Annotated in this window: 21 protein-coding genes and 2 pseudogenes; 13 read left to right on the forward strand and 10 right to left on the reverse strand. The window is 67.7% G+C overall.

The features are described 5' to 3' along the window. The first annotated feature begins 218 nt into the window (after positions 1-218). Positions 219-437, forward strand: coding sequence for a hypothetical protein (locus OG251_RS37190; protein ID WP_326681689.1), 219 nt, complete (start codon positions 219-221; stop codon positions 435-437). Positions 438-605: 168 nt separating this feature from the next. Here the strand turns inward: OG251_RS37190 and OG251_RS37195 are convergent. Continuing rightward, positions 606-1,412: pseudogene (locus tag OG251_RS37195) on the reverse strand (IS110 family transposase); the annotation flags it as partial. On the opposite strand from OG251_RS37195, the gene OG251_RS37200 reads away from it, so the two are divergent. From OG251_RS37200 to OG251_RS37210, 3 genes are all read left to right on the forward strand, one after another. Then, positions 1,350-1,502 (forward strand): hypothetical protein, encoded by a 153-nt coding sequence (locus OG251_RS37200; RefSeq protein ID WP_326682817.1) that lies wholly within the window; start codon positions 1,350-1,352, stop codon positions 1,500-1,502. The pseudogene OG251_RS37195 and the gene OG251_RS37200 overlap by 63 nt on opposite strands. Before the next feature lie 721 nt (positions 1,503-2,223). Further along, positions 2,224-2,430 (forward strand): hypothetical protein, encoded by a 207-nt coding sequence (locus OG251_RS37205; RefSeq protein WP_326681690.1) that lies wholly within the window; start codon positions 2,224-2,226, stop codon positions 2,428-2,430. Positions 2,431-2,825: 395 nt separating this feature from the next. Further along, positions 2,826-2,999 carry a CsbD family protein gene (locus tag OG251_RS37210; protein WP_326681691.1) on the forward strand — a complete coding sequence of 58 codons (174 nt, stop codon included), beginning with the start codon at positions 2,826-2,828 and terminating at the stop codon, positions 2,997-2,999. 947 nt (positions 3,000-3,946) lie between these two features. Here the strand turns inward: OG251_RS37210 and OG251_RS37215 are convergent. Next, a complete protein-coding gene (locus tag OG251_RS37215) occupies positions 3,947-4,429 on the reverse strand; it encodes a hypothetical protein (protein ID WP_326681692.1) in 483 nt (160 codons plus the stop codon). Between the two features lie 855 nt (positions 4,430-5,284). Here OG251_RS37215 and OG251_RS37220 point away from each other — a divergent pair. After that, positions 5,285-5,656 (forward strand): SbtR family transcriptional regulator, encoded by a 372-nt coding sequence (locus tag OG251_RS37220; protein WP_326682747.1) that lies wholly within the window; start codon positions 5,285-5,287, stop codon positions 5,654-5,656. Positions 5,657-5,822: 166 nt separating this feature from the next. Here the strand turns inward: OG251_RS37220 and OG251_RS37225 are convergent, their stop codons facing one another. Beyond that, entirely contained in the window at positions 5,823-6,581 is a 759-nt protein-coding gene (locus tag OG251_RS37225) for an SDR family NAD(P)-dependent oxidoreductase (protein ID WP_326682748.1), read from the reverse strand. A 149-nt stretch (positions 6,582-6,730) separates the two neighbouring features. Here OG251_RS37225 and OG251_RS37230 point away from each other — a divergent pair, with 149 nt between their 5' ends. The 3 genes from OG251_RS37230 to OG251_RS37240 all read left to right on the forward strand — a co-directional run bounded on the left by OG251_RS37230 (position 6,731) and on the right by OG251_RS37240 (position 8,531). Beyond that, entirely contained in the window at positions 6,731-7,384 is a 654-nt protein-coding gene (locus OG251_RS37230) for a TetR/AcrR family transcriptional regulator (RefSeq protein ID WP_326681693.1), read from the forward strand. A 306-nt stretch (positions 7,385-7,690) separates the two neighbouring features. Then, entirely contained in the window at positions 7,691-7,996 is a 306-nt protein-coding gene (locus tag OG251_RS37235; protein ID WP_326681694.1) for a hypothetical protein, read from the forward strand. A gap of 43 nt (positions 7,997-8,039) precedes the next feature. Then, positions 8,040-8,531 carry a hypothetical protein gene (locus tag OG251_RS37240; protein WP_326681695.1) on the forward strand — a complete coding sequence of 164 codons (492 nt, stop codon included), beginning with the start codon at positions 8,040-8,042 and terminating at the stop codon, positions 8,529-8,531. A 383-nt stretch (positions 8,532-8,914) separates the two neighbouring features. On the opposite strand, the gene OG251_RS37245 is transcribed toward OG251_RS37240, so the two are convergent. Continuing rightward, positions 8,915-9,856 (reverse strand): alpha/beta fold hydrolase, encoded by a 942-nt coding sequence (locus tag OG251_RS37245; RefSeq protein WP_326681696.1) that lies wholly within the window; start codon positions 9,854-9,856, stop codon positions 8,915-8,917. A gap of 117 nt (positions 9,857-9,973) precedes the next feature. Between OG251_RS37245 and OG251_RS37250 the strand changes: the two genes are divergently transcribed. Beyond that, positions 9,974-10,993, forward strand: coding sequence for a helix-turn-helix transcriptional regulator (locus OG251_RS37250; protein ID WP_326682749.1), 1,020 nt, complete (start codon positions 9,974-9,976; stop codon positions 10,991-10,993). Positions 10,994-11,288: 295 nt separating this feature from the next. Here the strand turns inward: OG251_RS37250 and OG251_RS37255 are convergent, their stop codons facing one another. Together OG251_RS37255 and OG251_RS37260 are read right to left on the reverse strand one after the other, a co-directional pair. After that, a complete protein-coding gene (locus OG251_RS37255; protein ID WP_326681697.1) occupies positions 11,289-11,852 on the reverse strand; it encodes a YdeI/OmpD-associated family protein in 564 nt (187 codons plus the stop codon). An 820-nt stretch (positions 11,853-12,672) separates the two neighbouring features. Beyond that, positions 12,673-13,188: a tetratricopeptide repeat protein gene (locus OG251_RS37260; protein ID WP_326681698.1), complete on the reverse strand. Its 516-nt coding sequence runs from the start codon at positions 13,186-13,188 to the stop codon at positions 12,673-12,675. 295 nt (positions 13,189-13,483) lie between these two features. Between OG251_RS37260 and OG251_RS37265 the strand changes: the two genes are divergently transcribed. The 4 genes and pseudogenes from OG251_RS37265 (at position 13,484) to OG251_RS37280 (ending at position 15,569) form a co-directional block, all read left to right on the forward strand. Then, positions 13,484-14,269, forward strand: a complete 786-nt coding sequence (locus tag OG251_RS37265; protein ID WP_326682750.1) for a GlxA family transcriptional regulator — start codon at positions 13,484-13,486, stop codon at positions 14,267-14,269. After that, positions 14,226-14,393 (forward strand): annotated as a pseudogene (locus OG251_RS37270) (helix-turn-helix domain-containing protein); the annotation flags it as partial. The gene OG251_RS37265 and the pseudogene OG251_RS37270, both read left to right, overlap by 44 nt. Positions 14,394-14,509: 116 nt before the next feature. Next, the gene (locus OG251_RS37275) at positions 14,510-15,103 is read left to right on the forward strand and encodes an HD domain-containing protein (RefSeq protein WP_326681699.1); all 594 of its coding nucleotides are present in this window, start codon (positions 14,510-14,512) and stop codon (positions 15,101-15,103) included. 208 nt (positions 15,104-15,311) lie between these two features. After that, entirely contained in the window at positions 15,312-15,569 is a 258-nt protein-coding gene (locus OG251_RS37280) for a hypothetical protein (RefSeq protein ID WP_326681700.1), read from the forward strand. A gap of 134 nt (positions 15,570-15,703) precedes the next feature. Here the strand turns inward: OG251_RS37280 and aac(6') are convergent, their stop codons facing one another. The 4 genes from aac(6') to OG251_RS37295 all read right to left on the reverse strand — a co-directional run bounded on the left by aac(6') (position 15,704) and on the right by OG251_RS37295 (position 18,828). Next, entirely contained in the window at positions 15,704-16,177 is a 474-nt protein-coding gene (gene aac(6') / locus OG251_RS37285) for an aminoglycoside 6'-N-acetyltransferase (protein WP_326682751.1), read from the reverse strand. A 282-nt stretch (positions 16,178-16,459) separates the two neighbouring features. Further along, entirely contained in the window at positions 16,460-17,269 is an 810-nt protein-coding gene (locus OG251_RS37290) for a phosphotransferase (protein ID WP_326681701.1), read from the reverse strand. Between the two features lies 1 nt (position 17,270). Beyond that, positions 17,271-17,738, reverse strand: a complete 468-nt coding sequence (locus OG251_RS45080; RefSeq protein WP_442818473.1) for a zinc ribbon domain-containing protein — start codon at positions 17,736-17,738, stop codon at positions 17,271-17,273. A 640-nt stretch (positions 17,739-18,378) separates the two neighbouring features. Beyond that, positions 18,379-18,828 carry a DUF3592 domain-containing protein gene (locus OG251_RS37295; RefSeq protein WP_326681702.1) on the reverse strand — a complete coding sequence of 150 codons (450 nt, stop codon included), beginning with the start codon at positions 18,826-18,828 and terminating at the stop codon, positions 18,379-18,381. Positions 18,829-18,910 lie beyond the last annotated feature (82 nt).

The following is an 18,910-nucleotide window of genomic DNA, read 5'->3' on the forward strand; positions in this document are numbered from 1 at the left end:
CGAGCGCCCTGCGCGAGCACGGCACAGTCGCGTCCGTGCCCCGGGCAACGCGGGGCGCGGACAACTCGGCGACGGATCGAGCAGGCGCGCCTGGTGTTCGCGTGGGGGCCCCTATGGTTTTCGTCAAGGGAGTCCGGCGGTCCGAGCTGGAGTTCGGGCGGGGCTGAGGCAGCCTGGACTCTGCATACTGGGCATCGGTTGTCTGTTGGGGAGAGCTGATGAGTGCGTGGGCAGAGCTTGCATGGCGTCTGGTCTTTGGGGCCGCCGCTTTGGTGGTGGCGTTCAACTACCGAGACGTTGCGTGGCGTGTCCATAACTTCATGGCGAATACGGTGGGAGTCAGCCGGATTCTGACGCCTGCGATCGTCAGGGCAACCTTTGGGTTCCTCGCGGTTGCCTTGCTGGTAGAGGTCGCGATGGGTCTGGCCCGGTCCTGAGTGGCTGTCGAGCAACGGCAGATGGCTCAAGTCGTTTTGGCTGATCGTGCCTCGTAGAAGGTGCCGTCGCAGAGCATTGCGAAGAGGACGTCGGCCCGGCGTCTGGCGAGGCAGAGCAGAGCCTGGGTGTGGTGTTTGCCTTGCGCGATCTTCTTGTCGTAATAGGTCCGGGATGCCGGGTCGGAGTTCCTCGATCCGCCCGGCCAGCAGTTTCCGCTGGTCCAGGACGGCCGTCAGCGATCCGGCCAGGCTCGGGACGATGAGGGCGGCCGCTTCGGTCCCCGGAACGGTCACGGTCTGTTCGTCCAGCGCGGCGAAGATTTCCTTGACCAGCCGCTCGGCCATCCGCAGCGCCTTCGGCCGCAGCAGCGTGACCAGCCGCCGACGCCCGCCTTGTGTATCTGTGCCGGGGACCCGAACCGCTCCAGCAGGCCGAGGACGGCCGGGTGCTGCAGCCGCGGCCCCAGCACCCGCTCCAGCGACGGGTGGATCTGCGTCAGCAGGCCGTGGAGCCGGTTCGCGACCCGGGTCGATTCCCCGGCCAGGTCGTCGTCGAAGCCGACGATCATCTCCAGCTCGGCGATCGTCTCGTCCTCGCCGTCGATCGCCGCAGCGTGTGCGGCATCGCGCGGGCCGCGTCCGCGATGGTGAACGCCTCCCTGGCCTCGGTCTTCGCCTCGCCCGCGTAGAGGTCGGCGATCCGTCGCATCGTCAGGCCCGAAGGTAGCCGACTGGGCAGCCCATGTCCCGCGCGACCGCCAGCGGCAGGCTCCGATCGAGGCGGGCTGGTCGACCACGACCAGCACGGTGCCGTGCTTGGTCTGGAGTTTCACGAACACTTCGCGGAGCTTGGTTCGGTGTTCGGCAGACACTTGTCGAGAGCCTTCTTGCGGCTGGCGTGATGGCGGTGGCGTGGTGTTCGCTCTTGCCGACGTCCAGGCCGAGGAAGACGTCGAAATTGCCGATGTCGATCACGTGCAGGCCCTCCATGACGCTTTCGTCCGGCCTTGCCTCGGCATCGAGCTGCCACACCCACGTTACGGAGAGCTCTTCCGGCTCGGGTGAAGCCGGTACTCAAGCCCCTCATCAGCGGTCCGTCGAAGCCTCCAGGCCCGGTGACACCACCCCCCGGATCATCAACCGCAACAAGGGGGAAGTCATGCCGGACCCGAAGGCCGGAGGCCCCCTTGCGGAGCCACGAAAAAGGTGACGGGGGGCAAGGGGTGGAGCGGGGCGTGACACCGGGCATGTCCGGTCGTTAAACCCGGTCGGGACAGACGTCACGTCATGTCGCACGGAGACCCCGGGCCCCCACACCCGGGGTCTCCTGCTGCCGGAACCCATGAACGGCGCCGTGCTCCTGGTGCTCGCCGTCCTACGTCATCCCGGCGACGAACGACGGTGGACGATGACGTACACGGCGATCCCAGCCGGGACGGCCAGCCGCACGAGAGGACCTGGCCCATGACCGAGACCGACCGCACCACGCACGTCCTGCCCCGGGCTGAACAACGCCGCCCCGGGGTCCCTCAGAGATCCAGAACCTCAAATTACTAACGAATTAGAGGTGTCGTCCTCCGGGACCGGCTTGCCTGCGGGGTCTGGCCTGCATAAACGGACCGTGTCCGTTCTTTTTTTGGGGGGCCCTACCTCCGGCAGTACCTCCGGTCCCCCGTCCGGAACAACCGTCCAGCCGCCCTCCGGTGCAACCCCTCCGGGCGGCTCGGGAAGGGCGCTGGAGGGGGATGACGGGTGTCCGCGTCCGGCGTCCGCTCGTTGCCTGCTCATGGATGACTTCGGAATCGTCGGTCGCATCGAGGTCCGGCCCGAGCTGGGCACGGGTCCGCTCGGGTGCGTGCAATGCGCGCTGACGCTGAGAGTTTTCGAGCTGCTGGCCGGTCCGGACACCTCGGCGGCACCGGGTACCTGCCCGGAGTGCGGCACGCCGCACTCCGAGGTCACCGCCCCGGTCGGCGTGCCCGCCAGGTCGTGATGCGTAGGGGCCTACTCGCCGTGTCCATCGGCTGCGGCCGACAAGCGCCCCTCAGCGGGGGCTCGTCCTACGGGGCCGGGCCCGCAGACCGGTGAACCCCACGACCCCCGCCTCAGTGATATCCACGTGCCGCTGGTGAACTGTCGGTATTCGAGAGCTGCAGTATTCGCCCACCGGGTGAGGGGCTCTGGGAGCCTGGCCGGCTGAGAACACTTCTGGTCCAGCCGGGTCGTGGCCGAGCAAAACCGGTGGTGACGGCGATCTGGCTGAAGGTCGGGGGCCGCGGCTCTCGTGAGACCGGGCAGGACTTTTTCGCAGCTGGCCTGTTTACGGGAGCCTTCGGCGGCCATACGGGGTTTCGTAGGACGTTTCCGTCGAACAGGGAGTGATCAGCTGTGTCCGGTGAGCAGAAGGCCGAGGCGAAGACCGAGCAGGCCAAGGGCAAGTTCAAGGAGACCGCCGGCCGCGTTACGGGCGATGAGAGGCTGACCGCCGAGGGCCGCGCGGAGCAGGCCAAGGGCGACGCCCGTGAGGCCAAGGAGAAGGCCAAGGACGTCTTCAAGCACTGATCGTCATGCCGCAGGGGCCGGGACCGCAGGAGCGGTCCCGGCCCCTGCGGCATGCGCGTGCATTGCCGGTCTGGGTCAGGCGGCGGGCTCGGTGCCTCCGACGTGCGCTGGGTGCACGTCAGGGCCAGGCTTGCCCGGCCCGTAAGGGGCTTGCCCAGCCGGTGGGGTCCTGCCCCGGGTCATCGGCGGGTGACCGCGGCGTCAACCCCGAGCGCGACCAGGACGAGTCCGCCAGTGCGGGGCGCTCGTACAGCACGTACAGGGCACCGCCGGCCGCAAGAGTGTCGACCGCCCCCAGAGGCAGCGCACCGACGTCAGCCACCCGGGCGTCCGGGGGCGACGGGGCAGGGGGCAGGGGGCAGGGGGCAGGGGGCAGGGGGCAGTCTGCAACGGCACGGCCGGGGTGGTGACGCTGGTGGCGGCCGGGGTTGTGATCGGGGGCGTCTGCTGGATCGTCACGGATCTCTCCTCGGTGTCGATGGGGCGCTCCGGATGAGCGCGGGGCCACAGTCCGCCTCGGGAGCTTCCCGATTCATTTCTCGCGAATTCCGGTTCCGTCCCTGCTCGGAGACTTCTCTCACGGGGCACCAGACGGATTCGCGAACGTCTGACACGGTGTCGCGGACTGCTTGGCAGCACCATGCGACGTGGCGGGGTTAGCCGCGCAGCCCCGCCGGATCGTCGTCATCACCACCCGCCGGACGCCTGGCCCCGGGGCCGAACACGGACGTACGGGGCACGCGGTCACATGTACGCGTGCGAGAATTCGTGGAGGCAGAGCCGGTGCAGATCGTCGAACGCGCCGAGTTCCAGCGGGAGAAGTCCGCGGGATGTGGGTGCGGTAGGTGGCGCCGACGCAGCGTGCCCTGATGACCATGTGGGGGGTGCTCTGGTCGGACGGCATGGTCACGCGCCAGTCCCCCGCGACCGGCCCGGACCCCCACCCCTCAATCGCCCAGTCCCCGCCACGGGAGTCGGTGTGCCCGATGACGAGGGCACCTGCTCCTTCCCCGAAGACCGCCGGGAAAAGCCACTCGTCGAGGCTCGTTCTCCGGGGCGGGGCAGGGACTACGGGTGTGGGCGATGGCGGACAGGTCATTGCTCCTGGTGACGAAGACCAGGGCATCCGCATCGTTCCGGGCTGCCGTGCGGTGCAACAGGTACTGCGCGTAGTCCAGGGCTTCGTAGAGCCCCGCGCATCCGGACAGGATGTGCAGGGACGACAGGCCGGGCCGGTGCCACCCGGTCTCACGACGCGCCTCGGCGAGTGCGAACATCTGCCGGTCGTCTCCCGTCCACGACACATGGATGTGTCGGGCGAGCGAGCCGGGCCGGGCCCCTTCCCGGCCGCTGGAGCGCGCGTAGTCCTCCAGCGCCAGGTGCAGCGCCCGCCGGGTCATCGCTTCGATGTCAGGATTGAACAGCCGCACGGGAGGCAGAGGACTCGGCGCCGGCCAGTGCCTGGGCCGTGAGGGAGTCGGTGGTGTGTGTCGTCGCGACGGATGCGATCCCGAGTTTGTCCCGGATGGAAGAGGCCGAGACGTTCTCGACGGCCTCACGTGCCCCTCCTTTCTGTGGCGTTTGGGGGCGATGTCCTCCACGAGCTCCTCTGTGGAACCAGACGCCCGAACGGCCGGCCCTCCTCGCCGTAACCGGCCGTGACGCAGCGTGCGCTCTTGATGGACAGAGATCCCGCAGGCATGGCCAACTCCTCGTCCCGCCGTGACAGCCACGGTCCAGGCACCGCCCGAAACCGCCTTCATCCTGGCCATGAAAGTGCCGGAGGCGTGCGTCCACGTCACCGGGCCACGTCCCGGCCGGCACAGGTTCACCGAGAAACCGTTCCGCCAGAGCCATCTGCCAGAGCAGTCGCAGCACGTCGGCCAGTGGGCAGTCCGGCTCGCCGGCCAGCCGCACCGTAGCCGGCAGGCACGGTTCCTGGCCGGCCACGGGACGTCGTGGACCAGCCGATCGGGCTCCCGGACAGGCACCAACGGGCATGAGACCGCGCAACCAGAGCGGCCACCGTGCTTGTCACCGTGTCCGGGTGACGGCGAAGATGCCGTGGCGGCCCGACCCTGCGAGGACCTCCACGACCAGGTCCATGTCCAAGCGCCCGCCGCGCTCCTGACCCCTGCCGGCATAGGCAGGGCGACGACCAGCCCGTGCGCCGTCAACCCCGACCGGATCGACGAAGTGGTGACCGGCCTGGCCGCGGACCGTCCGGCGAAGCCGCCGAGCACGCCCTGTCCTTCGAGCAGGCTTGAGAGGGATTCGCGTACAACATCGAGAAGGTCTGCGAACTCCAGGCCACCGAGCCCGCGGTCGCCGACGTCGTCAGCGGACGCTATCCGGCTGCCGACTGCCTGATGGCCGTCTGCGGCCGGGCACAGGACTCCGGCACACGGATCATCGAGCGAGCCCAGCTGGCCGGCGCTGTCCGTCCGGACTTCACCGTCGAGGACCTCCTGCTCTTCTTCGGTACCAACGCTCTGCTCGCTCGCGCAGTCGCGGACACTGCGCCGGTCGCCCGGCGCCGCCAAGTTGCCTTCTTGCTTGACGGACTGAGTGCGGAAACAGCGCAAGAGGCGATTTCCGTCGTCCCCCTGACCCCGCAGCGGATATACGACGTGATGGGCAGGCTCGCCGCGCCGTAGCACGGTGCGGATGCCTCAGGGAGCGGCAGGAAGCCTCACCCCATCCTGGTCCGCCTGCCATTCCCGCCCCAGACGGCCCGCCCCCTGCGTGATATGCCGTTCCTATAAACGACCATTTACGACAATGGCCGCGCGTGGCACGCGTGGCCCGAGGTCGCCAGCTCGCTCAGAGGAGGGCGCCGCCGGAGACCTCGATGCGCTGGGCGGTGATCCAGCGCAGACCATCGGAGGCCAGCGTGGCGATGGCGTCGCCGATCTCCTCAGGTTCGCCGACGCGGCCGAGTGCGGTCTGTCCGGCCAGAACTTGGCGCATCTCGGCATCGTCCCGCATCGCTCCACCGTTGAAATCGGTGGCGGTCGGTCCTGGGGCGATGGAGTTGACCCGGATTCCGCGCGGGCCGAGTTCTGCGGCGAGGGTGCGGCTCAAGGCTTCGACCGCGGCCTTCGAGGCGGAGTAGACCGAGGTGGCCGGGCTGGTGTGGCGGGTCAGTGACGTCGAGACGTTGATGACGCGGCTGCCCTGGGTCATCAGCGGCACGAGTGACTGGATGAGGAAGAACGTGCCCCGGACGTTGGTGCCCATCACCGTGTCGAAGTCGTCGATCGTGACGTCTTCCAGCGGGCCGAAGATCCCCACTCCCGCGTTGTTGACCAGGATGTCGAGCCGCGAAGCACCCCAGCGCTCCAGCCTCTCGCTCAGTTCGGAGGTAAAGGACGCGAAAGAGGAGACGTCGCCGATGTCGAGCCGGAGAACAGCGGCAGTCCCACCCACCGCCTGCACCTGTTCCACCGTCTTCTCGGCCCCGGCCGCATCGCCGCGGTGGGTGACCACGACCCGCACCCCGCGTGCGGCGAGGGAGATGGCCGCGCTGCGTCCGAGGCCGCGATTCGCACCGGTCACCAGAGCGATCTTGTCGATTGTCATGAGCTGTTCCTCCACCGCGCGGCAGCCGGAATGCGCCCGGGCGCCACAGATCGGATACGAGTCAATCGACTCGCCTTGCTCTCGTACCGTAAGCAGGACCATCGAGGCGAGTCAAGTGACTCGCCTCGGGTCTGCGGCATACTGTCCGCATGGCAGCAGAACTCTCCGCACACCACCGCAGACTCGCTCAGCAGAAACGCGAGGCGATCACCACCGCAGCCAGAGAACTGTTCTTGGATCGTGGCTATGACGGCACCTCACTGGCCCGGATCGCCGAAGCGGCCGGGGTCTCGAAGTCCACCCTGTTCAAGCGGTTCCCCACCAAGGCGGCCCTCTTCGAGGCCATCGTCACCGAGTCCTGGCAGCGTGACACCGGCGACGCCGGCGCGCGGCCACAGACCGGAGATCTGCGCTCCGGACTGACAGCCATCGGCCACCGCTATGCCGACCTGGTCGGCCAGCCCGGCATGACAGCCCTGTTCCGGATCGTCATCGCCGAACTGCCTCGTTTCCCCGAACTGGGACGGATGCAGTTCCAGCTCGGCAAACTGCCCTACTTCACCTCCGTTCAGCACTACTTGGAATCCGAGCACGAGGCGGGCAACGCTGATGTTCCGGACGCGGCGAGCGCCGCGAACCAGTTCCTCGGCATGATCGCCAACTACGTCCTGTGGCCCCGCATGCTGCTGACCGACTGGAACCCCGCAGCCTCCGACATCCACGACGCCGTCGAACAGGCCGTCCAGACCATGCTCGCCAGATACACCCCGACCCGCCAGCCTGACCCCAAGCCAGAACGTTGACACTGACGCGCAATGCTCAACATCCGCGACGCCTCACCAGCCTCTCCCCCGCCGACGAGCTCCCGGCCGATCCGCGCGGCCGGCCCCGCGGCGAGACGGGCCGACAGCCTCACCCCGCTCCCCCACCGGGGCCGGGCCCGCAGACCGGTGAACCCCTCGATCCCCAGCGACAGAAACGACTCGTACCACGCTCGCGCCACCTCGGAGTCGTCGCTCGACGGCACCACCTGAACCGGCGGCACGTCACCGGCGAGGAGCTCGGCCAGGAGGGCGCGGCGGGCGGGCGGTGATGTCGCCGTGGGCGGGGTGGTGCAGGACGTCCCAGACCATGTAGGTGCCGGGCGGCGAGGGTGCGGGACGGGGGGAGGCGGCACGAAACTGAACCACGCCGAAGTCGAGGCGGCCGGATCCTATTTCCAGATCAGCAAGAACAAGAGCGTCAAGTGGTCTGGTGCCGTCAGCGCCTTCGGCGTCTCGCTCGGGGGCTCCACCAGCTATGACAAGGATCATCGTCAGCGGATCACCGCAGGCAACCTCAAGCACATGAAGCACTACATTTGGGGGGCGAAGGACGGTGCCTCGGGCAAGCCTGGCGTCTTCTGTTCGTATTAGGAATACACTCCTCCTGGCTTCGGCCCTCTCGCTTTCGGCATGCATGCCGCAGAGTGCTCCCCGGGAAACAACACAAGTCAGCTCAGGGAGCTCTCTCGAGGAATCTGGCAATCAATCAAGCGGTACAGTCGGAAATGAAAATGCAAAAGTTGGACAGGTCTGGTGGTTCGCCCTCCCGATTCCTCTGAACACCAGCAATGGGGACATCAAAATAACTGACGTCTCCATAGTCAGACCTGCACAAGGTATGAAAATCCTCGAATACGGGGCTTATGATCTGGAGGATACCGAAGGCCTCCCCCTCATGGCTCTTGAAGGAGCCGGCGACGCTCCTGACTTCAAAAAACTGAAGAACTATGCAACCGAGCCGGTCGTGGTAAAGGCCCACGAAGAGAGCAAAATATTCTTCGTGGCCCGGATGAAGATAAATTCTTCTCCGAAGGGAACCAGTCGGTACTGCCGGTTCGACTACACACAAGAAAAGCGCTCGTACAATCAGACCCTGGACTGCGAACTCGACCTCCAGACAAACTGACAGCGGAGACCCATTTGCGCAGCCGCATGCCCTGAAGGAGATGCGGCTGCGCGGGTGCTCGTGCTCCGGGCCCACCCACGTACTCACCCGATGCACTTGGCCGCGACCCGTGCAATGTGCACACCCTCGCCGTCGGCCTGCTCGCCACGTACGCGGGGACGGACGCGGCCCTGTGGACGGTGGGCACAGCAGCGCTCCTGCCGACGCTGCGCGATGAGCGGCGGCGGGGAGGTTGGGTTCCACCCAAGGGTGAGCCAAAAACCCGCTACCGGATGACCTTGAAGCCCTGACGAGGCGGCCGCACGACCTGGCCCTACGCCCGACTGTCATCGACGTGACGTGAGAGCTCGGGCTTCAGGTGATACGAACCGGATCACGAATCACTAGCCCTGCCGGTCCAGCCATTCCGAGATCACACGGTTGGTCTCTTCGGGCATTTCCCCCTGGATCCAGTGACCGCAGTCCAGGCCGACCACTTCCACGTTGGGCACGAACTCTGCCAGTCTTTCGAACCTCGGGACCGCGAAGTCCTGGTCGCCGTAGATCATGAGGGTGGGCTGCTTGATGATCGGGTCCGCGTCCGCCAACTGGTGCCAGTTGCGGTCGAGATTCCTGTACCAGTTGATGCCGCCGGTGAATCCCGACGTCTCGAACGCGGAGATGATGACGGCCAGGTCGCTGTCGCTCATGACGGGCTCACCAAGCGGTGCTTCCGCCTTGGCGAGATTGATGAATGCCATGCCCGGCTCCGGGGGCACGGGGGGCACGTTCTTCCGGTAGAGGTTGCGGATGAACTGGGAGGGGTTGGCATCGAACACGGCGTCCGCGACGCCCGGCTGCCGGTTGAAGTGGACGAAGTAGAAGTCACCGCCGAGGAAGGTTTCCATGGCCTCGATCCACGGCGTTTCTCCGCGTTCCATGTAAGGCAGGCTCAGGTTGATCAGCTTGTTCACCCGGTCGGGGTGCAACAGGGCCAGGCTCCAGACGACGAACGCGCCCCAGTCATGGCCGACGAAGGTGGCGTCCTCGTAGCCATAGTGGTCCAGGAGCGCGACGAGGTCGCCCGTCAGGTGTTCGATGTCGTAGTCCGTCACCTCGGCCGGGCGGGAGGAGTTGCCGTAACCCCGCTGGTTCGGAGCGATGACGTGGTAGCCGGCTGCGGCAAGGACGGGCATCTGGCGACGCCAGGTGATGGCATGCTCCGGCCAGCCGTGGCAGAGCACAATGGGCTTGCCCTTGTTCTCTCGACCTGCTTCGAACACTTCGAGCTCCACACCGTTGACCTGAATGAGGGTGGGCTCGGGAAATTCTGCTTGATTGATCACTGCATTTCCTCTCTGGGGGCGTTCGCTGGCGACATGACCTCCTCGATGAGGCCATGTGGCCAGCTTGCTACCCAAACCGGTCACCTCATGACCGGTTTTTATGAGAGTTTTGTCTGCATGCGATCCGATCGACTGGTGGCCATACTCCTCTTGCTCCAACGGCGCGAGCAGGTGACAGCCGCCGAGGTCTCCCGAGAGCTGGACGTCTCCGAGCGCACCGCCCGCCGTGACCTCGACGCCCTGGCCATGGCCGGGGTGCCCGTGTACTCCGTGCAGGGCCGAGGCGGCGGCTGGCGCCTGGTGGGCGGTGCCCGTACCGACCTGTCCGGGTTGACCTCCAGCGAGGCACGCGCCCTGTTCCTGGCTCTCGGTCCGGCCTCGGATGCGACGCCGGCGCTGAAAGCAGCTCTGCGCAAACTTGTCCATGCTCTGCCGAAGCCCTTCCAGGTGCAGGCCGAGGCAGCAGCGGCGTCGCTGGTCGTAGACCCGCAGCGATGGGGGGCGAGCCGGATCGAGCACCGGCCGCCTCGCTTCCTCGACGAACTCCAGGACGCGGTGATCCGCGGCGTCCAGGTATCGCTCGGCTACGTCGACAGCAAAGGCGCCGAAACCCGGAGAACCGTCCACCCGTTGGGCATCGTCGCCAAAGGTCCTGTGTGGTACCTCGTCTCCAACACCGAGACCGGCCGACGGGTCTTCCGGATCGACCGCGTGTCGTCCGCCGACCCGACCGGCGACCCTGTGCACCGACCCGGGGACTTCGACCTTGCCGAGAGCTGGAACGAAATCGCCGAAGAGGTCGATCGCAAACGAACGCCGCTGGAGATCCAGGCGGTATGCACACCCGACGGGATAGGCATACTCCGGATGGCGCTCGGCGACCGGCTCGACGTGGGCGGTTCCACGACCGATGGCCGCATCGAGGTCGTGATCCGCGGCCCCAATGAGTACATGCTCGCCGGCGAGCTCTCCGGGCTGGTCGAATGGGTCGAGGTGACCGGCCCTCCGGGTGTCCGAGACCACCTGGCCTCGATCGGCAACTCCCTCGTCGAACGATACGGCCGGCCGCGCACCAGCGGAGACCTCACCCGTCTTGAAGCGGACGAGGCAGGCTCCGAGAGCAGTTCCGCTCCGTAGCGTGGGTTTGTCCGTTCCTGCAGTCACCTGGTCACGAGTCGGCGGGTACACCGGCCTGGCTCGCTGCGGGTGGGCGGTGAGCCCTCTCGTGCCGGGCTGGCATCGCCACGCGCTCGGCGAGCTTCCGCGGTCGAGGTCGCGGCAGGCGGTGCAGGCTGTGGTGACGGCTGGCGCCTCGTGGGCGGCGGTGTCGATCGCCAACCGGCTTGGGCTCCGAAAGGGCAAGCCCGACGGGTTCCTGGAACGGCAGGTCCCGCGCTGGACGGCTACGCGCTCGGCCCCTTCGACAGGGCACTCAGGTTCCCGGCCTCCGGAACTGCTTGAGCCGCACCCCCTCCAGGCTGTCGGCGATCAGCTGGTCCAACCGCCGCTCCCGAGTCTCGTCCCGCTTGGCACTGATCACATAGTGGATAGCCGACTTGCGGTAGGACGGCGCCTGCCCGCTGAACCACTCCCACGCCCGCGGTTCCGCTTGGAAGCGAGCCAGCTGCGCCGCCTCGAACTCCCAGACCGGCTTCTCCTCGCACTCCCGGTCACGGGCTTCGAACACCGCGACGCCGGCCGGCCGCATGAGCCCCTGCACGGTCAGCTCCTCGATCTTGCGGAGGTTGACCTGGCTCCAGTTGCTGCGCGGCCTGCGCGGGGTAAACCGGATCGACCAGGAGAAGTCGTCGATCGGGCTCTGCCGGCCGTCGATCCAGCCGAAGCACAGGGCCTGGTCGACCGCCTCCGACCAGCTCAGGGTGGGCTTGCCCGCGCCCTTCTTCCACATGCCCACCCGGCATTCGGAGGCAGTTGTGTGGTGCTCCTCCAGCCAGTCCCGGAACTCCTCAGGACTTGAGAAGAAGATTGGCTCCATGCGTGGTGCTCCCGTCGGTCGTCTCGTCGGTGCCATTGAACCTGTCGGGTACGACAATCCGAGAGTTTCACCGCGCCGCCCGGTATCTGCGCGGGGGCGTCATCACCATGACGGGCAGGCAACCACAGGAGCCGAGCGGGGACGGATCGGCCGCAGGCCCCTCGTTCGAGGGAGCGGAAGAGCCGCGAGCCTCGCCGGCGCAATTGGACAGCCCAGCTCAAAGAAATGGCTCGCGCAGCAACGCCGGGCACACACCTGGGCGCAGCTGAGCGCCATGCAGCGGGAGCGGCTCGGCGGGCTCGGTGTGGCACCCGACGAAGCTGCCCCCGCCCCGGTGACAGCACACGCGGGGGAAGGGGGCGGGCGGGTTGTCGGCGCCGTTCCGGCGTGGGGTTGCGGCGCTCGCGCAGTGCCTCCAGAGGCAAGGGCACGAGCGGCCGGTCCCGAGGAAGCACTTGGAACCTGTCGAGGTCGACGGCCAGGAGCACGTGGTGAAGCTCGGTGTATTTATCAGTAGCGCCAAGAGCCGACGCGACCGGCCCACCCAGGAGCAGCGCCAGGTTCTCGTACAGCTCGGCATCGAATGGACGCGACACGAGCCGTGGCCGGTCGTTGAACCCGCCGGACACGTCACCGTGCACCGTGAGACCCCGGACGACGGCGCCCTGGATCCCGTGCTCTCAGCACCATGCTCAGAGCGTCGGGAGCAGCAGCCCGGGAGATTTGCGCGTGCCGTCCGGGTCAGCCCCGCCTGGGCTGAATCCAGCTCTGCCGCCACGTCCGCGGCAGGCGGAAAACGACAGCTGCTCCGCATGTTCGTCTACTGGTCTTGTTGCTGAACACCGTCCAAGTCATCGGCGTAGTGCTCGATCGCCCGCCGGTAGTCCTGCACGCGCCGGTCGCTGCTGGTGGCAGCCAGCGCCTTGAGAAGCAGGCGAACCGCCTGGCGACCCTCGCCGCTGTTGTACAACGCCATGGCCATGAATGCCTGCAAAGCGGGATCGTCCGGGAACTCCTCCAGTGCACGGCCCAAGGTCTGCACGGCCGGCTCGTACCGGCCCAGCACACGATAGGTGCTTCCCAGCCCGAGGAAAGCGCCGTGCCGGTCTTCGCCGGTCAGTCCCCCATTGCTCAGGGCGCGTTCATAGAAGGGGACAGCCTCGGCCTCCAGTTCGAGCACGTCGTGCGCCCAGGCGGTCTGATAGGCGATCTCGGCATCGTCCGGATACCGCTCGGTCAGCTCTATCAACTGGTTCCGGGCCTGCTCGGCGCGACCCTGCTCCCGCAACTGCACCGCTTGCGCCAGCACTGCATCGCGTTGGTGATCATTGTTCATGCCGCACACGCTGACACAACGCACCCAACCAGGCAAAAGTCTGCCCGGGCCTCCTCCCACGCGGCGGGCGGCCTCTCCAGACCACTCTGAGTAAGCACTGAGTCTGCGTGGCCACCCTCACGGCAGGCCCGTGGTCTTGGGAGGAGCTACGCACGGTAACGACGGGCACCCACTCGGGCGTTACCGTGAGTATCTCCTCCCAAGCCCTGGCGGGCGGCTTGGCGCCCGGCGGGTGTCTGGATCTGCGATATCTATGACATTGCAGTCATGTCCGGCCCCGCCGAGGATGGTCGGCATGAGCCAACCACGCAGGATCGCGATCGCCGTCTTCGACGGGGTGGAGTCGTTGGACGTCACGGGTCCCGCGCAGGTGTTCTCCACCGCAAGCCGCCTGCTGGACCGATCCGGCCGTGGTTACACCGTCGAGCTCGTCAGCGCCGCCCCCACTCCGGTGCACTGTGCCGACGGTGTCCGCCTGCTGGCCGACAGCACCTTCACCGACTCGGACGGCGAGGGAGTGGATACCCTTGTCGTACCCGGCGGGCTCCGGATCCGTCCGGAGGGCGTCGAAGCCGTCGTCGACCCCGCTGTTCTGGCCTGGGTCACCCGTGTCGCACCGCGCGTACGACGGGTGGTATCGGTCTGCGCCGGTGCGCACACCCTGGCTGCGGGCGGACTGCTGGCCGGCAGGCGGGCCACGACGCACTGGGCCACGGCCGAGGCACTGGCCGAGCGCCATGCGGACGTGACCGTGGACGCGGATGCCGTGTACGTACGGTCCGACCCTGCATGGACAGGGGCCGGGGTGAGTGCGGGAATCGGCATGAGCCTGGCCCTCGTGGCCGACGACCACGGGCGGAGGCATGCGCTGTCGACCGCCAAGTGGATGGTGATGTACTTGCAACGGCCGCGCGACCAGAGCCAGTTCAGCGCGCCCCTGAAGCCAGAGCACTGCCCGGACCGACATCGCGGAGCTTCTCGCGTGGATCGACGCGCATCTCGCCGAACGGCTGACGGTCCCCGTCCTCGCCGGCCGAATGGGACTGGGCGAACGCCAGTTCGCCCGGGTGTTCCTCCGTGAGACCGGCAGTACGCCGGCCGCCCATCTCGACGCCCAGCGCGTCCACGCCGCACAGCGCCTGCTCCAGGATAGCGACCTCACTATCGCGGCCATCGGCACACGCTGCGGCTTCGGCTCCGTCCACACCTTCCACCGGGCGTTCAAACACCACACCTCCGTCACGCCGCAGACCTACCGCCGGCACTTCACCAGCACGGCCGCGCCCGCTCCGGCCGACACCCTTCAGGAGACCGAAACCCCATGGGCTTCGCCCCCGCACTCGCCCGGCGCCCCGACACCCCTCTCGCGGACCTCGCCGAACGCATGCTGCAGGCCGCCGCGCCACCGGCGCTGGTGGCCCACTGCCACCGCACGTACGCCTACGCCGAAGCGATCCTCGACCACCGCGGTCTGTCACCGGACCGCGAGACACTCTTCCTCGGCGCCACACTCCACGACCTGGGCCTCACCCCGACCTGGGAGGACCCCTCGACACCCTTCGAGGAACACGGTGCGGCAGTGGCCCACGAGGCGCTCGTCCGGCACGGTGCGCCCCCCGAACTCGCCGACCTGGTCCACGACGCAATCCGCCTGCATCTCGACCTCACCACAGGGGACGACCACCGCCCCGAAGTCGCCGGCATCCACCTCGGCTCCGCCGCCGACGTCCTCGGCCTCCGCCTGGACGAGATCCCGGCGCCCACGATCGAACTCATCCTCAAGACCCACCCGGCGGAAGGACTCGCCCCCTTCCTGCACGACGCCTTCACCCGCGAAGCCCAGCACAAACCCCACTGCGCCACCGCCGTACTGATCCGCGACTTCCACCTCCTCGACACACTGCGCCACGCCTGAGCCGCCCTCGCACGCGGGCCAGGTACGAGGGGCAGGACAAGAAAGCGGAGCCGGCCGGGGGCGAGTGCGAGGCCGCGCCGGACGGGAAACCAACCGCCGGCCCGGCCCTTTGAGGGGTGAATCCTGCTGCCGCCCCGTTCCGCCGGTGCACCGTGTGCCGTTGCCCGAGCAAGCCCGCACCCGGGCAGCACGCGTCCAGGAGACCCCTATGGCCACCGTCCAAGCACTGCTCGGCAAGCTCACCGTCGTGGCCCTGACCACCACAGGCACCCTCGCCATCGGCGGCGGGGCCCACGCCGACGACTGCCGCACAAGCGCCACCTGCGGCTACACAGCCGACGCGGGAACCTACGCACCGGGCAGCGAGAACCCGTGCACGGACATCAAATGCATCACCATCCCGAGCCTCACCGATGGCATCAAACAATCCGACCTCGTCGCCGGCGACTTCGTCAGCAACCCTTGACCAACACCCCGATGCCCGCCGCAGCCACGGCGGGCCGGCATCCCCCCTCCGTGGAGGTTCACCTGCCACGGCCCGAAGCAACAGGTAGAGCAGTGTCGCCACTGCGGTTCAACGAGGAGCGCGGGCCGACCGGGTCAGGAAAGCTCGTCTGCGAGCAGATCCATCAGCAGCCCGTCCTGCCAGGCCCCCGTCCGGTGGTCACGCCCGTACTCTCGCATGATGCCCACGGACTTGAACCCGACCTTCCCGTAGCAGCGGATCGCCGCGGTATTGGCTGCGGCGGGATCGATGGTCAGTCGGTGATGGCCGCGTTCCTGCACCAGCCACCTGGCCAGCGTACGCACCGTGTCGGAACCGAGCCCCTTCCCGTGGTACCTCGCGGTCAGGAAGACATCGATGCCGGCGTGACGGAACTCGGGATCGGACTCTTCGTCGAACTGGACGGCACCGATGACCTCGCCCTCGAAAACGACAGCCAGCATGCCTTCGTAGGACGCCGGAGGCGACCACCACGCCGCGACTTCCGGCTCTCGTACGACTCTTGCGAGGATCTCGGAATCGCCATCGGTCGCTGGACGCAGCACGATCTTGTCCCCATGCAGTCTCATGCCCCCATCCTCCCTGAGCAATGAGAGGTCGGTCTCAAGGGACAACTTCTACGTCCCTCTCAGCGGCATCGCCCCGTTCCATCAGCGCTTCTCCACCGACGCCCAATCCGCGGCACCAGCCGCCTCTGGCCCGCGAAAACCTGCAAGTCGTCGGCCGCAGAGACCGAGCACCAACTCGACGACCCCGAGGGCGTGCCGCACTCATCGCCAACCGAGACGAACCTCACCTTGCTCGCCCCACTCAGCTCTGAGCATCCCTGGCCAACAGCCCACCCCGGAGAGTCAGTCCAGCAGGGCGGCCGTGAACATCTCGCGGCGCTCCGCCAGCCAGGTCCGCATGCGGTCCCAGCGTTCCCATCCACCGCGCTCGGCCAGTGCCTGGAGATAGACGGGGTCGCCGTCAGCCACCCGGCGGGCGACGAAAGCCCGGCAGACGTCGGTGGCCTGCTCGATGACGCCGAACAGCTCGGCGCGGTCCTGCGGCGAAAGGCCGTAGCTGTCGGCAAGTATCCGCAGCCGCGCGGGCGCATCCAGCCCAGAGGGGTAGAAGGCGGCTGTGGATGCGGGATCGACCAGGGGCACCCAGTAGCGGGCGGTCATGGCGACGTCCCAGAGGGGACGGCCAGGAGCTGCCAGGTCGAAATCGATCAGGGCGGCGGCACGGCCGTCGCGGAAGACGACGTTCTCCGGGCACACGTCGTTGTGGCACAGCATCGTGCCCCCCTCCGGGTCGGCCACGTCCCCTGGCCACCCGGCACGGGTGTCGACCTCGATGGCCGCGCTGGCTTCATGCAGGCGTCGCAGCAGGCTCCCCACCGATTCCAGGGCGGCCTTCGTCATCGCCCAGTTCGCGAACGGCGGCAGAGCCACGTCTCCGGGGATGAAGGTGAGCTGTTCACGGCCGCCCCCGGTGAGACCGACAGGCGTCGGCGCTGCGTCGAAACCGCGCTCCTTCAGGGCAAGGAGGTACGCATGCAGGACGCGAATGTTGCGCGGCGCCGGGCGCTCCACCAGCGCACCACGGCGGAAAACCGCCCCGGCGTTCGCCATGCCGCCGACCAGCGCCTCGCCCTCAGCCGTCACGACGATCACGCTACCGCCACATCGACCCCACGCGGACCAGGCCCCCGAAACTCCGGCACGAACAAGCACCCGAGGCCGACACAGACCAGGGTCGCCCAAGCCATGCCAAGAGACACAACCCAGGAGACTCCGGAACGGTATTGCCTGTTCTTGGCGTGGATGGGGAGACGCCGTCGGATCGCTCCGCCGAGTGGCACCGGGCCCGGTGGCCCGGTGTCTTCCCGTTTCGCTGTCTTCTGCTCCCGCCCCCGAGGGGCCGGGAGTCTGACGGAGACTCCACGGGCGTTTCGCGTCTCCTCCTACCGGGGGCGACGGGTGGAACAGGTACTGCGACCGAATGCTCGGCGATGTTCCGGGCGGCATTGAGGTCCCGGTCCATGGACAGACCGCACGAGGTGCAGTGAACAGCCTGTCGGCGAGGATCTGGCCTGTGTTTCGCCGGCCGCAGGCCGAGGATGCCTTGCTGGAGGACCGCCAGCGGTCAAGAGCCGCGAGAGCGGAGCCGTACCAGGAAACCCTGTACCCGAGCTGCCGGCGCAGCTCGCCGGGACGGAGTCGAGGATGGATGGTGCGGTTGAGACCGGCCTTCCGCCGTACTTGTCCTCCGGCGGCGGTGACGGTGCGAGCGGCCTCGTTCCCCTCACCCTGGCAGAAATCCTACGGCTCCTGGACCTTGCCCATCCCCCGCTGCCCGGCACCAGTCAGTCACCCGCGCGCCGACTCCGCTGGTCCCACTGGCGCCGACGCCACCAGACCATCGCCCGCCACGGCCACGGCCAGCACCGCACCGACCTCGATCGGGTGGGTCACGAACACCACCCTGACGGAGTGACAAGTCGACAGTCTCTCTCATTTGTCCTGGTCACCGACTTGGGCGTGCAGATTGAGCGTTTTCCAACCTGCTTGCGTGCGGCGCGGGTTGGCCGGCTGCACGGAACGGAAGAGCTCCTGGCAGACGGGATGTCGACCAAGATCGCCCGTGCCGCCCGGAGCCGCGTGTGCTTGTCTACGTCTTTCATGTGACCGTGTGGGAAGTCGCCGATCAGATGCTTCTGCCGTCAAGGCGACCCAGTACGCCCTGACGCCGGACCACGCAGACATCCCCCGGGTCGGCAGCGTTATCCCACGACCGACCGTTTCCGTACCGCACGCCGGATGTCACGGATGACTTCGCGGCCGAGCCGGAGTATCAGAAGCGGCATGAGGATCACGAGCGCGAGCCCGGCCACGGTCAGCAGGCCGTACCCCACCCTGTCGCTCGTCACGGAGTGAGTGGTTGCCGTCTCAGGACGCCCCGGCTCGTAGCGGACGTGGATCGTGTCGCCGACGTCCGCACCGCCGGCCTCCCAAAACTGGTAGGATAGTCCGGTGGCCGTGGTGAAACGGACTTCGATCCGCTTGCTGTGGCTGCCCTGGGGCCCAGTCACCTCGTCCTCCGCCAGGACGACTCCGTCGACGGACCGTTCATGCGCGACGCCGGCGGAGGCGCCGTTCAGCCCGTCCAGTCCTGTCCGGACGAACCCGTACCCGAGGACGACGAACAACGCCGCCAAAGCCGTCAGGGCCACCCCGCCCACAGCTTTCCCGGCGACGCGTGCCCACCCTGCGAACCGGTACGGCCGCCGTGAGCTCACCGTCTCCCACCCGTCC

Source organism: Streptomyces sp. NBC_01237, assembly GCF_035917275.1.
In the GTDB taxonomy this organism is placed as follows: domain Bacteria; phylum Actinomycetota; class Actinomycetes; order Streptomycetales; family Streptomycetaceae; genus Streptomyces.

Bases quoted from the DNA above. Each gene is read 5' to 3' on its own strand.
- OG251_RS37190 (WP_326681689.1), top strand. From the start codon at position 219: ATGAGTGCGTGGGCAGAGCTTGCATGGCGTCTGGTCTTTGGGGCCGCC.
- OG251_RS37205 (WP_326681690.1), top strand. From the start codon at position 2,224: ATGGATGACTTCGGAATCGTCGGTCGCATCGAGGTCCGGCCCGAGCTG.
- OG251_RS37225 (WP_326682748.1), bottom strand. From the start codon at position 6,581: ATGACAATCGACAAGATCGCTCTGGTGACCGGTGCGAATCGCGGCCTC.
- OG251_RS37230 (WP_326681693.1), top strand. From the start codon at position 6,731: ATGGCAGCAGAACTCTCCGCACACCACCGCAGACTCGCTCAGCAGAAA.
- OG251_RS37240 (WP_326681695.1), top strand. From the start codon at position 8,040: ATGCCGCAGAGTGCTCCCCGGGAAACAACACAAGTCAGCTCAGGGAGC.
- OG251_RS37250 (WP_326682749.1), top strand. From the start codon at position 9,974: ATGCGATCCGATCGACTGGTGGCCATACTCCTCTTGCTCCAACGGCGC.
- OG251_RS37255 (WP_326681697.1), bottom strand. From the start codon at position 11,852: ATGGAGCCAATCTTCTTCTCAAGTCCTGAGGAGTTCCGGGACTGGCTG.
- OG251_RS37260 (WP_326681698.1), bottom strand. From the start codon at position 13,188: ATGAACAATGATCACCAACGCGATGCAGTGCTGGCGCAAGCGGTGCAG.
- OG251_RS37265 (WP_326682750.1), top strand. From the start codon at position 13,484: ATGAGCCAACCACGCAGGATCGCGATCGCCGTCTTCGACGGGGTGGAG.
- OG251_RS37275 (WP_326681699.1), top strand. From the start codon at position 14,510: ATGGGCTTCGCCCCCGCACTCGCCCGGCGCCCCGACACCCCTCTCGCG.
- OG251_RS37280 (WP_326681700.1), top strand. From the start codon at position 15,312: ATGGCCACCGTCCAAGCACTGCTCGGCAAGCTCACCGTCGTGGCCCTG.